Below are 12,193 nucleotides of genomic sequence, written 5' to 3' on the forward strand. Positions count from 1 at the left end.
TCCTATCCCCGCGTCCATCTGTTTGCGGTTCTCCGGCATTACAGTAGCCCCTTCGTACTCGGTAGAATCTCTGCCATCCTCTCATCGCGCGAGCAGGCTCCGCGCAGGGCGCGGGCGAAGGCTTTGAAGATTGCTTCGATCTTATGGTGGTTGGAGCGGCCGTACATCGTCTTGACGTGGACGTTGGCCTTGGCTCCGCGGGCGAAGCCGTCGAAGAAGTCGGCGAGCAGCTCGGACTGGAAGTCCCCCACCAGGCGCACCTTCACTTTGTCGTCGACGACGTAGGCGACGCGGCCCGAGAGATCGACGGCGGCGACGGCGAGCGTTTCGTCCATTGCCATGACGAAGTAGCCCGCGCGCAGGATGCCCTTCTTGTCGCCGAGTGCTTTGTTGAACGCCTCGCCCAGCGCGATGCCCACGTCTTCGACGGTGTGGTGCTGGTCGACGTCGAGGTCGCCGTTGCAGGTGAGCGTGAGGCCGAAGCCGCCGTGGCGGGTGAAGAGCTCGAGCATGTGGTCGAAGAAGCGGATGCCTGTCGTGACCTTGTAGACGCCGGTTCCGTCGATGTTGAGCTTCAGGGCAATCTTGGTCTCGGTGGTGTCGCGCTTAATTATTGCGGTGCGTGCTTTTGGCATTCTTTCCCTCAGGGGCTAAAGTCCCTTTCATTTCAGCTTTCTGATGGCACGGCTAAAGCCGTGCCCTTAACAAAACCAGATGATCTAAAACAAACTTCGCCAAACGGTGTCTTTCTCTAGCTTAGTTCCATCCTAAAACTCGGACTTCCAGCCGATCTCATCAAGCGATGCCTTGAGCGCTTCGAGGCCGCGCGTGACGTGCTCGCCGATTCCAATCGTGATGCGAACGTAACCATCGCAGCCGGGGTCGGTAGAGCGGTCGCGCAGCAGTATGCCGCGTTTGCGCATTGCAGCGACGAGCTCTCTGTGGAGCGGGCCGATTTTCATCAGCACGAAGTTGGCGGCGCTGGGGAAGTAATGCACGCCCAGCTCGTCGAGGCCACCCATCATGCGTTCGCGCCCGATGCGAATCTGTTCGGCGTACCAGGTGATGTAGGCATCGTCTTCGATGGCAGCCGTGAGACAGTCAAGCGCTACGCCGTTGACGTTGTATGGCGACGAGACCTTGTGCAAGTAGCCAATGAGTTCGGGGCTTCCAGCGAGCATTCCGATGCGAAGGTTTGCAAGACCGTATGCCTTGGAGAAGGTACGGGCGACGATGAGGTTCGGCGTGGTGGCAAGGTCGTTGAGCACAGTTTCGCCGTGGAAGTGAAAGTAAGCCTCATCCACCAGGACAACAGCGTGGGGAGCGGCATTGGCGATGGCCAGAATCTCAGAGCGGCCGACGGTGGCTCCCGTGGGATTGTTGGGAGAGACTATAACGATTAGCTTGGTGCGTTCATTGATGGCGGCGAGAAATCGCTCGAAAGGGAACTGCAGCGTCTCGTCAGCCTGCACTTTGACCAAGTGACGAGTCATCATGGAGATGGAAACGTCGTACATGAAAAACGACGGGGGAGCGATGATTGCTTCATCTTCGGGTTCGAGAAATGCGCAACAAACCAGATGAATCGCTTCATCGACTCCATTGGTCAAAAGAAGCTGATTTGACGGGAGGCCGAGGTGCGCGGCGACCTGGCGCTCAACCGGTTCACGCTCAGGATAGACCGTCAGTCGTTCGGCAGGGATCTGCTTGAGGCGGTCCATCACGACCGGCGATGGCGCAAGCGTGTTCTCGTTGAAGTCGAGGCGGAGTGCGTTGTCACGCCCGGCAAGCGGAGGGTGATACTCGGGCATCTCGAGGATGAGGCGGCGCGGCTTGACGGTGACCTTGCTCGTAGGTGTGCTCATCGGGTGGACCTCATTCTGACGCTGACGCTTCGGGCGTGGCCTGTGAGGCCTTCGGCGGTGGCCAGTGCGATGGCATGCGGGCCTAGTTTCCCGAGGCCCTTGCGAGTGTACTCCTGCACGGTGATGACCTTAACGAAGTCCATTACACTGAGGCCCCCACGGACGCGACCGACGCGGCCGGTAGGAAGAACATGGTTCGGGCCGGAGATGTAGTCGCCCATCGACTGCGGAGCGTAATCGCCTACGAAGACGGAGCCAGCGTTCTGGACCCATTTGAGATCGGCGGCAGAATCGACGGTGAGGTGCTCCGGAGCAAGACGGTTGGTCAGATCACGGGCCTCGGCAATCGTTTTGGTGATAAAGATGGCGCCTTGTGCGGTCAAAGACTGTTTTGCGAGCTTATTGTCCTTGGCCTGAAGTTTGACCTCGGTCGCAACTTCTTTCGCGAGGACTTCGTTGCTGGTAATTAGAACGGCGAGTGTCTCGGGGTCGTGCTCGGCCTGGGCGACGAGGTCGGCAGCGATGCCAGGAGCGTAACCTTGATCACTCGTCACGACGATCTCCGTGGGGCCGGCGGGCATGTCGATACCGCACTCGGTGGAGACGAGTTGCTTGGCCGCAGTGACAAAGAGATTGCCGGGGCCAACGATCTTATTAACTGGCTGCATCAAGGCGGTGCCGTAAGCAAGCGCGGCGATGGCCTGGGCTCCGCCGATGCGATAGAACTCGTTGACTCCGGCGAGGTAGGCGGCGGCGAGTGTCTCTCGTGCTGGTTTGGGAGAGCAGACGACGATCCGTTCCACTCCGGCGACCTGAGCGGGAGTGACAGTCATCAGCAACGTGGAGGGAAGGGGATAACGTCCGCCGGGGACGTAGCAACCTACCGAGCCGAGCGGACGAATGATCTGGCCGGTCTTGACTCCGTCGGCGGTGGAGATGCTCCACTCTTTCGGCAGCTGGGCTTCGGCGAAGGCGAGGATGTTGCCACGCGCGACCATCATGGCTGCCTGTAGCTCAGGAGCTGTAGCTTCCCACGCCGCCTGCATCTCTTCGCGGGTAACGAGAAGGGGTTGATTCTTCTTCAGGCTGTCGAACTTCGCGGCATATTTCTTGACTGCTGTGTCACCGCTCTTGCGAACATCTGCGAGGATGCGGCGAACGACAGGCTCAACCCGCGCAGTGCTGACTGCGCCACGCTGCTCAATAGAGGCGATCAGCGCAGCAGCGATCTTTGCGGTTCGGCCATAGGTTTTGACCAGCTTCATCATGGCTCCAGTATTGCTGCTCGTGTTGAATCGAAGCTTACATTGTGCTGACCAAGGGAACCGCAGATCCTTCGATTGCGCTCCCGTTGGTCGCTCCGCTCAGGATGACACGATACAAAGATGCCGTATTCGGCATAACAAGCGTTATAAAACGACTTTGCTCAACGGATATTCGACGATGCCGGTGGCTCCGACGGATTTCAGCTTCGGAATCACGTCGCGGACTTCGGCCTCATCGAGAATAGTATTGAGGGCAACCCACTGTTCATCGCTGAGCTGAGAGATCGTTGGCGAGTTGAGAGCAGGAAGCACCGCGAGCACGAGGTGCAGGTCCGCCCTCTTGGCATTGAGCATCAGACCGACTCGACCCTGAGCGGCGATGGCAGCGTTGAGCATGAGCGAGATGTTGTTGATCTTCGCCTTCTTCCAGTCATCTTGCCAGGCGGCCTTATTGGCGATGAGCTGTGTCTCGCTCTCCATCAGGGTCTCGATGATGCGCAGGCGGTTGGCGCGTAACGAGCTTCCCGTCTCGGTGACTTCGACAATGGCGTCGGCAAGCGTTGGAGGCTTCACCTCGGTGGCGCCCCAGCTGAACTCGACCTTGACGGGGATGTTTTTGGACGCAAAGTAGCGCTTGGTGAACTCCACCAGTTCGGTGGCGATGATCTTGCCGGCGAGGTCTTCAGGCTTCTGGAAAGGAGAGTCCTCCGGAACAGCGAGCACCCACTTTACCTTCTGGCGACTCTGCTTCGAGTAGGTGAGGCTGGTGACGTATTCCACGTCGGTCTCGTTCTCAAGCACCCAGTCATTTCCGGTAAGGCCGGCGTCCAATGCACCATGCTCGACGTAGCGCGCCATCTCCTGGGCTCGAACGAGCATGCACTCAATCTCGGGATCGTCGATGGTTGGAAAATAGCTGCGGCCATTGGCGAAGATCTGCCATCCTGCACGCTGGAAGAGCGCGATGGTGGCGTCCTGCAGACTGCCTTTGGGGATACCGAGCTTCAGTTTCTTGATCGTGCTCATTAGTTCTTCTCCGTTTCGATCTTCTTGGTGAAGCAGCTTACGGTGCCTTCGTGGCAGACCAGGCCATCGCCTTCGACCTCAACGCGAAAGAGCAGGGCGTCGTTGTCGCAGTCGGTCGAGGCTTCGATGATGCGCAGACGGTTTCCGCTGGTCTCGCCCTTCATCCACAGCTTGCTGCGGGTGCGACTCCAGAAAGTGACGAATCCTGTTTCCAGCGTCTTCTGGTAGCTGGTCTCGTTGAGAAAGCCCAGCATGAGCATCTCTCCGGTCTTGTAGTCCTGGACGATGCCTGGAACCAGGCCATCCATCTTGGCAAAGTCAATCTTTACTGCTTCTGACATTCCGACATCTCCCGTTTCTTTTGTTTTGAACAAGAAAAAGCCCGCTCGCGGAGTGCGCGTTAGCGGGCTTTTTCAGAATCCTGTGATCTGCGTTCGTTACTTCGCAACACCGGACATAGCCGCCAACACGCTTTGCGCATGGTGATGGTGATGATACCCGTGATGGAGGTTCAGCGAACGCATCGCAGTTTCAGAGTAGCGTTGGTGCCGTCGGAAGTCAACTATGGCGGGAGATTTCCTGATTGACGCCGTTCTTCGACTCTCGTAGTCTTCCGGTGGAACTGCTGTCCACCCCTAGTGCAAGGAGCTGAATCCACTATGCGCATCTTTCGAAAGACCCTTCTGGCGGCATCGCTTTTGTTAACACTTCCTCTCACCCTGACCGCGCAGAAGGCTGCTACGACCAAGGCTTCGACGGCAAAATCTGCCCCGGCGGCGGCTACCCCGGACAATAAGCTCGATATCAACACCGCCACGGCGGACCAGCTGAAGGCCTTTTCTGGAATCGGCGAAGCCTACTCAAAGCGGATTATCGATGGGCGCCCGTATACGGCAAAGAATCAGCTGGTCTCTCGCGGCGTTCTGCCGGAGAACGTCTATAACAAGATCAAGGACTCTATCATCGCCAGCAAACCGAAGAAGTAGGCAAGAATAGATCTTTCTGATTAACCAGGGCTGGCTGCTACTATGCAGCCAGCCTTTTTCTCTTATGTGGCAACGATCTGCACGTCTGCAATACATATTTCTGGCGCTGGTGGCAGCGTTGGCGCTAACGCACGTCTATCTCGGCATTCAGAACACTTACCAAAATCTTGCGAACGGACAACTTCGCTCCAGGCTTCCTTTTTATGACAGCTATTATGGGCCGTTTGTTGCTCATGTAAATCCGGAGGGAAGGGCAGCAGGGCTTGAGAATGGAGACCCTGTTCTTGCAGTCAATCAGCGTCCATACAGCGGAGGCATCGTCCTTTTGCAGGCGGTCCGCAGCAGCCAACCTGGTCAGCCTCTGGAGATTACCTACCGCAGGGGAGAATCTTCTGCCGTGCTTGCATCGGTTGTTTTGCGCGCAGAACGCGATGCTCCTTCTTCGATGGTCGCATGGGTGCTTCACTTCGCTTTTCTGCTAATCGCTCTGCTCTGTCTGCTGGTCGGCATCTATGTTGTCTTTGCCCGGCCTCACAGCTTGAATGCGTGGCTGATCCTTGGCATTCTCGCTTATTTCGATCCGCTGTTTATCGATGCATCTCAACTTAGCGGATCGCTGAGACTGGTCGCCCAGGTGTGGAGCGATCTTGCGCAGACCGCGATGCCTCTCTGCCTGATGTCGTTTGGGATTTATTTTCCGGAGCGATCGTCGATCGACGTCCGTTTTCCCTGGATTAAATGGGTGATCGCGATCCCGATTCTGATCCTGTTTCCGACGGACCTTCTCTACATCTATGGGCATGGATACAATTTTGCGGCTTCTGCATGGCTGGATCCCTGGTTCTACCGGATTGCGATCGTGGAGGATGTCTTTGCCGCGCTCGCCATCTCCTGTTTCTTCCTTTTTCTGGCGCCTAAGCTGGTGCAGAGCAGGGGAGACGCGCGTCGTCGTCTCCGCATTCTTTATTTTGGGTCCTTCATTGGACTGACGCCTGCATTTGTCCTATTCCTTGTTTCCCTGATTCGGAAATCGGATTTTGGCCAGGACATCAGCAACTGGATCATGGTTCCAGTGCTGGCTGTCCTGCTGCTTTTTCCGATTTCACTGGCCTATGTTGTTGTGGTTCAGCGGGCGATGGATCTTCGCCTGCTGATTCGCCAGGGAACGAAGTATTTCTTTGCACGTAGCACGATCTTTGTGGCATCCATCCTCCTGGCCGGATGGATGTCCTATGCACTCAGCCTCTTTTTATCGAGTGCGAGTCATCGCCACCCGATGGACTTCGTTCGTATCTTTGCGATCATCGGCTTATTTTTTTTCTTTCGCTTTGTTCTCTCCAGACGCCTGCAGCAGCGTATTGATCAGAAGTTCTTTCGTGAAGCCTACTCCTCTGAGCAAGTGCTTTCCGAGCTTTCTGAAGAGGCCCGTAATTTCACTGAGGTCGAACCTCTGCTGCACACCATTACACAGCGGATTAGCGATACATTGCACATTGATCGGATTGCGGTCTTTCTTCATGCGGGAGATCACTATCGTCTGCAACTCGCTACTGGCATTCCTGTCACAAGTTCCATGATGCCTCCCATTCTGGGGTCGCTTTCTCTGGCCGAAACTTCGGCGACGATTACGAACCTTACTCGCGGGCGCGCCCCTGCGACGATCTACCGCGATGATCCATCGAGCTGGCTGCTTGAGGCCACCGAAACGGAACGGACAGCACTGAACGATCTCTCCGCGGAACTGCTGGTTCCACTGCCGGGGCGCAAAAAGCTGGCTGGAGTGATGGCTCTTGGGCCGAAACGCTCGGAAGAACCTTATACGAGGATGGATAAACAACTACTGCAATCCGTGGCTACCCAGGCAGGTCTGGCGCTTGAGAATGCGGAGCTTTTGGAGAGCCTGAGCAGCGAGATTGCGCATCGCGAAAGAGTTTCGCGTGAGATTGAGATCGCCCGCGAGGTTCAGGAACGCCTCTTCCCGCAGGGATCTCCCCGGATCGAAGGAGTCGACTTGGCGGGGTTTTGCCGTCCAGCGCAGGTTGTAGGAGGGGATTACTTTGACTTCTTCCTTTTGTCCGGGAGTCCGGTTACTTCAAGTGAGCCTAGTAACGAGAGAGCGCGACTGGCGCTGGCATTAGGCGACATCTCGGGCAAGGGAATCTCTGCGGCTCTGTTGATGGCAAGTCTTCGGGCTAGTCTCCGCAGTGCGGCACAACTGCAACCCGGTGATCTGGCAACGCTCATGAATCACGTCAACCGGTTGGTCTATGAGTCCTCCACGGCGAACCGCTACGCGACCTTCTTTTATGCAGAGTATGATCCGCATCTCCGCCGGTTGACGTATGTGAATGCCGGGCATAATCCGCCGGCCATTCTTCGTGGAGAGACGGTTTTGCGGCTTGAAGCGACTGGTACTGTAATCGGGCTTCTTCCCGATACCGATTACACTTGCGGGAATATCTATCTTCAGCCAGGCGATGTATTTCTTGCCTTTACCGATGGAATCTCGGAGGCGATGAATGCGGCAGATGAGGAGTGGGGCGAAGACTGCATGATCGATGCTGCGCGAGCATTGCTGCGCCATCCGGACTGCATTATCACGGCAGACCAGTTGCTGCAATGCATCTTTCAAGAGGCGGATCGTTTTACCGCAGGTGCACCGCAGCACGATGACATGACCTTGCTGGTTTGTATGATTCGCTGATTACTTCAGTTCCATGACGACGATGCGGCCGTCGGATTGGAAGCTCCCACCGGTCGCTGTCTTTGCGTCGAGCAGCGGATTGGTTGGAGTAACGTAGGCAGCACTGGAGAAGACTCCGGCGGCATCGAAACTCTGCAGCAGGTAATCGCGCTCCTTATCGATCTCGGGATCGATCTTGTGGGTCACGCCACCGTTGCGCTGATCTTTTTCAAAGCCGATATCGTGTGTGGCAGAGCCTACCCAGAGCGGCCGACCTGCGATTGTCTGGTCCGTTTGCCAGACACGGAGGTGATGACGTTCAGCAGCGACCAAAAGGGGATCAGCGCGAGCGAAGGACATATCTTGCGGACGACCGAAAAGATAGAGGGTACTCATCGGCATCGCGGTGTAAGCTTCTTTGCTTAGGGTTTTCAGCAGGCCATTGAGGATGGCATCCTGGACGGACTTATCGACGGCAACCCAGCCTGCTGCCTTGAAGGCATCCTGGACCTGCTCTTTGGTTCCGACCATTGCGAAGTTCACCATGTCCCCGGGATTTCCTTCCCCTGAGGCAACATCGGAGACGCGACGCGGAACATCGTCGAAGGCAGCGGGCGTAATCACTGTATTGATGGGGGCAGTTGGAGTAGAGACCGCTTTGGGCTGGACCTTCGGTGCAGCAGCGAATTTGATCTTTACGGTGTAGTCTCCCGTGAAGGTGAGATCGCTGCTGGCGTTTACACGAAGATAGAGTTCGCCGGTTGTCGGCATCGGAACCTGGCCAGAGGCTCCGATGGAGAAGGGAACAGAGGCTCCCATATCGCTGACTCGGCCGATCACTGCACCGACTTTTGCCTGGTTGAGAGGGAACTGACGGATCAGGTCCTTCCACCCGCGGTCTACGCCATCCGGTGTGGTCTTGCGTCCATCGGCCAGGCTGATCTGTCCGGTCGTGGTGAAGGTGGCTACTTCGCCTGCGGCGACGACTGCTCCGGTGTCGAGCCACTCGGAGTCTTTGAGCTTGAACTCATAATTCTGTTTGTGAGCAGCCACAGCAGCGGCAGTTTTAACCTGCTTGTCGCGCATACTCACAATGGCCTGTACTCGAGGTCCGATCGCCGGAGCGGCTGTTGCCGGTACAGGGGAAGGTGGTGTTGAAGTTGTAACCGGTGGCTGTGGCGGAATCGGGTTCTGTGATGTAGGAGTATTTTCCTGCGCTTGGACTGAGACGGTACAAATACCAGCTCCCAGCAGGAGTGCAAACATGAGCGAAGAGGGCGATCGCCGATAGTGGGGAAAGCGGTTGCAGGAATTCATAGCGATTCTCAATCTATGATGCTGAACCCGGCCCAGGGGCTCTTGTCGCTCTATTGTTTCACCAAAAGATCTCCAGAGATTCAAAGGGAAAGCCGCCGGGTGATCCGGCGGCTGGATACTTTGGTTGAGCAGATTTTAGTAACGATACTGCTCGGACTTATAGGGACCATCCACAGAAACTCCGAGATAATCGGCCTGCTTCTTCGAGAGAGTGGTCAGCTTCACGCCGATTTTCTCAAGGTGAAGACGTGCGACCTCTTCGTCGAGCTTCTTGGGAAGAATGTAGACCCCGGGCTTGTAGATGTCCTTGTTCTTCCAGAGATCGAGAGCGGCCAGCGTCTGGTTGGAGAAGCTGTTCGACATCACGAAGCTCGGATGGCCGGTGGCGCAGCCCAGGTTTACGAGACGGCCTTCGGCGAGGACGAAGATCGCGTTGCCACCGGGCAGGGTGTATTTGTCGACCTGCGGCTTGATGTTGAGCCGGGTGACGCCCTTGGCTTCGTTGAGCGCATCCATCTGGATCTCGTTGTCGAAGTGTCCGATGTTGCAGACGATCGCCTGATCCTTCATCTGTTGCATGTGCTCATATGTGATTACATCTACGTTACCGGTTGTAGTCACGTAAATGTCGCCTGTCCCGAGCGTCTCTTCGATCGTCGTGACCTCGTAACCTTCCATCGCGGCCTGTAGCGCGTTGATGGGATCGATCTCGGTGACGATGACACGAGCGCCTAAGCCGCGTAGTGAACGGGCGGAGCCCTTACCTACGTCACCGTAGCCGCAGACCACAGCGACCTTCCCGGCGACCATCACGTCCGTGGCGCGCTTGATGCCGTCGACCAGCGATTCACGGCAGCCGTAGAGGTTATCGAACTTCGACTTGGTGACTGAGTCGTTGACGTTAATGGCAGGGACGAGCAGCTTGCCCTGCTCCATCATCTTGTAGAGACGATGAACGCCGGTCGTGGTTTCTTCAGCGACGCCCTTCCACTCCTTGGCGATCTTCTGGAAGTGAGTGGGGTCTTCGGCGTGAATCTTCTTCAGCAGGTTCTTGATGACCTGCTCTTCCTGGTTGCCTGAGGGCGTATTGACCCAGCCGTCGCCCTTCTCGAGTTCGACGCCTTTATGGATCAGCAGGGTGACGTCGCCGCCATCGTCGATAACGATCTGTGGGCCGAGGCCACCCTTGTGGCGAAGTGCCTGATCGGTGCACCACCAGTACTCTTCGAGCGTCTCACCCTTCCAGGCGAAGACGGGCACGCCAGCGGCGGCGATGGCGGCGGCGGCGTGGTCCTGCGTAGAGAAGATGTTGCAGCTTGCCCAGCGAACGTCGGCTCCCAAGGCGACCATGGTCTCGATCAGCACGGCCGTCTGAATCGTCATGTGCAGCGATCCGGTAACGCGTACACCTGCCAGCGGCTTCGACGGAGCGTACTTGTTGCGGATAGACATCAGGCCGGGCATCTCCTGCTCGGCAATGTCGATCTCTTTACGTCCGAAGTCTGCGAGCGACAGATCGGCAACCTTGTACTCGGTCGCTACTGCAGTTTTATCGATCGTGGCTGACGCCATGGAAACACCTCTTTTGGGGATAGATTACTACTGAAAATATGACGACGTTCTTCTCTTCAAGGATACCATTCATAGTTCTGGTTCAAGGTCAGGAAAGAGAGTTGGGTGCTTCCTGAAAAGAAAGGGCGCGGCGGCTTCAGGATTGAGTTTGCTGTTGTTTGAGTCCGCGAGTTGCAATGCTTACTAGAGCCGCGATCAGAGCAAGAACACTCACTGCATAAAGCCCATTGGAGAAGCTGTGTGTTGCTTCTCGAAGTCGTCCAGTAATGTAAGGTCCCAGAAAGCCCCCAAAACCTCCAAGGGTGGTGATCAGAGCGACTCCCGCAGCGGCTGCTGTTCCGGCGACGGTGCGCGTCATCAAAGCCCAGAAGGGCCCCATAGTGCTCCATAGACCCATCGCCGCCAGACAAAATGCGCATAAAGCGATGGAGACGCTACCTGCCATTGCGGCCCAGGCAAAGCCAGCTGCGGCTAACGCCATGCATCCAGCCAAGTGCCCACTTCGTTCGTTGGAGCGATCTGAACTCCAGCCGATGAAGACGGTGAAGGCCGCCGCAAGAAGATATGGCAATGTGGAATAGCGTGCAATCATGCTCGCGTCATGTCCGGCATTGCTCGAAAGACTATCGAGCATGAGCGGCATCCAGAGATTAACGATGTAGACGCCAATCTGGATCGAGACATAGACAAAGGCAAGCATCCATACCGCAGGAAGCCGAAAAGCATCGGTAAAGGCGTGATGTTTCGTTGCACCATAACGAGCGCGATCCAGCTCAAGCTCGTTGGTCAGCCAATGTCGTTCTTCCGCAGTCAGCCAATCGGCCTGTTCCGGACCATCCTTGAGGATAAAGAGCACGGAGACGCCTAGCAGTATGGTGGGAATCCCCTCAGCAATAAAGAGCCACTGCCATCCATGCAAACCCCAGAGTCCATCCAGCTTTAGCAGAGCGCTGGAGAGTGGACCACCGACGACTCCGGCCAGCGAAGTTGCCGTCATAAACCAAGCTACGGCACGTGCACGCTCGTGGGAAGGAAACCAGTATGTGAGATAGAGCAACATGCCAGGGACAAATCCCGCCTCGCCGACGCCGAGGAGAAATCGGAGCGCGTAGAACGAGCCGGCTGAATGGATGAATGACATGCAGGAGGCAATCAGACCCCAGGTAATCATGATGCGTGCAATCCAGAGGCGTGTGCCGACGCGCTGTAGCACCAGATTGCTCGGCATGTCGAAGAGGGCATAGCCGAGGAAGAAGATTCCGGCGCCGGTTCCATAAACGGTGTCACTGAAGCCGAGCTGCCGCTTCATATCCATGGCGGCGAAGCCTACATTGACGCGATCGACGTAGGCCACGATGTAAAGCAGAAACAGGTAGGGAATGAGCCGCCACGTGATCTTGCGGTAGAGAGCGCGCGCATGAGTGGAGTCAATATCGGGTGTATTGGTTATTTCGCTCGGCGTCACGCTCCCTACTGTAC

At 56.6% G+C, this 12,193-nt stretch carries 10 protein-coding genes; 2 read left to right on the plus strand and 8 right to left on the minus strand.

Annotation, left to right across the window (positions count from 1 at the left end):
• Window positions 1-38 precede the first annotated feature (38 nt).
• From hisB to hisI, 5 genes are all read right to left on the minus strand, one after another.
• The gene (gene hisB / locus H7846_RS05645) at window positions 39-635 is read right to left on the minus strand and encodes an imidazoleglycerol-phosphate dehydratase HisB (protein ID WP_186695524.1); all 597 of its coding nucleotides are present in this window, start codon (window positions 633-635) and stop codon (window positions 39-41) included.
• Window positions 636-767: 132 nt separating this feature from the next.
• On the minus strand, window positions 768-1,865 hold the full coding sequence (gene hisC, locus H7846_RS05650) for a histidinol-phosphate transaminase (RefSeq protein ID WP_186695525.1): 1,098 nt from the start codon (window positions 1,863-1,865) through the stop codon (window positions 768-770).
• A complete protein-coding gene (gene hisD, locus H7846_RS05655) occupies window positions 1,862-3,130 on the minus strand; it encodes a histidinol dehydrogenase (protein ID WP_186696201.1) in 1,269 nt (422 codons plus the stop codon). The genes hisC and hisD overlap by 4 nt, the downstream gene beginning before the upstream one ends.
• 144 nt (window positions 3,131-3,274) lie before the next feature.
• The gene (gene hisG, locus H7846_RS05660) at window positions 3,275-4,156 is read right to left on the minus strand and encodes an ATP phosphoribosyltransferase (RefSeq protein ID WP_186695526.1); all 882 of its coding nucleotides are present in this window, start codon (window positions 4,154-4,156) and stop codon (window positions 3,275-3,277) included.
• Entirely contained in the window at window positions 4,156-4,497 is a 342-nt protein-coding gene (gene hisI, locus H7846_RS05665) for a phosphoribosyl-AMP cyclohydrolase (protein ID WP_186695527.1), read from the minus strand. Before hisI ends, hisG begins: the two co-directional genes overlap by 1 nt.
• Before the next feature lie 318 nt (window positions 4,498-4,815).
• On the opposite strand from hisI, the gene H7846_RS05670 reads away from it, so the two are divergent.
• Together H7846_RS05670 and H7846_RS05675 are read left to right on the plus strand one after the other, a co-directional pair.
• Window positions 4,816-5,142, plus strand: a complete 327-nt coding sequence (locus H7846_RS05670) for a ComEA family DNA-binding protein (protein WP_186695528.1) — start codon at window positions 4,816-4,818, stop codon at window positions 5,140-5,142.
• Between the two features lie 64 nt (window positions 5,143-5,206).
• Window positions 5,207-7,846, plus strand: a complete 2,640-nt coding sequence (locus H7846_RS05675) for a SpoIIE family protein phosphatase (protein ID WP_186695529.1) — start codon at window positions 5,207-5,209, stop codon at window positions 7,844-7,846.
• On the opposite strand, the gene H7846_RS05680 is transcribed toward H7846_RS05675, so the two are convergent.
• From H7846_RS05680 to H7846_RS05690, 3 genes are all read right to left on the minus strand, one after another.
• Window positions 7,847-9,142 carry an LssY C-terminal domain-containing protein gene (locus H7846_RS05680; RefSeq protein WP_186695530.1) on the minus strand — a complete coding sequence of 432 codons (1,296 nt, stop codon included), beginning with the start codon at window positions 9,140-9,142 and terminating at the stop codon, window positions 7,847-7,849.
• Between the two features lie 135 nt (window positions 9,143-9,277).
• Window positions 9,278-10,714, minus strand: coding sequence for an adenosylhomocysteinase (gene ahcY, locus H7846_RS05685; RefSeq protein ID WP_186695531.1), 1,437 nt, complete (start codon window positions 10,712-10,714; stop codon window positions 9,278-9,280).
• A gap of 136 nt (window positions 10,715-10,850) precedes the next feature.
• Window positions 10,851-12,179, minus strand: a complete 1,329-nt coding sequence (locus H7846_RS05690; RefSeq protein WP_255460866.1) for an MFS transporter — start codon at window positions 12,177-12,179, stop codon at window positions 10,851-10,853.
• Window positions 12,180-12,193 lie beyond the last annotated feature (14 nt).

It is taken from the genome of Edaphobacter sp. 4G125, from assembly GCF_014274685.1.
Lineage (GTDB): Bacteria > Acidobacteriota > Terriglobia > Terriglobales > Acidobacteriaceae > Edaphobacter.

What these genes read in the sequence shown, in the direction of transcription:
- hisD (WP_186696201.1), bottom strand. Translation starts at nt 3,130, where the DNA reads ATGAAGCTGGTCAAAACCTATGGCCGAACCGCAAAGATCGCTGCTGCG.
- H7846_RS05670 (WP_186695528.1), top strand. Translation starts at nt 4,816, where the DNA reads ATGCGCATCTTTCGAAAGACCCTTCTGGCGGCATCGCTTTTGTTAACA.
- H7846_RS05675 (WP_186695529.1), top strand. Translation starts at nt 5,207, where the DNA reads ATGTGGCAACGATCTGCACGTCTGCAATACATATTTCTGGCGCTGGTG.
- hisB (WP_186695524.1), bottom strand. Translation starts at nt 635, where the DNA reads ATGCCAAAAGCACGCACCGCAATAATTAAGCGCGACACCACCGAGACC.
- hisI (WP_186695527.1), bottom strand. Translation starts at nt 4,497, where the DNA reads ATGTCAGAAGCAGTAAAGATTGACTTTGCCAAGATGGATGGCCTGGTT.
- H7846_RS05680 (WP_186695530.1), bottom strand. Translation starts at nt 9,142, where the DNA reads ATGAATTCCTGCAACCGCTTTCCCCACTATCGGCGATCGCCCTCTTCG.
- hisC (WP_186695525.1), bottom strand. Translation starts at nt 1,865, where the DNA reads ATGAGCACACCTACGAGCAAGGTCACCGTCAAGCCGCGCCGCCTCATC.
- ahcY (WP_186695531.1), bottom strand. Translation starts at nt 10,714, where the DNA reads ATGGCGTCAGCCACGATCGATAAAACTGCAGTAGCGACCGAGTACAAG.
- hisG (WP_186695526.1), bottom strand. Translation starts at nt 4,156, where the DNA reads ATGAGCACGATCAAGAAACTGAAGCTCGGTATCCCCAAAGGCAGTCTG.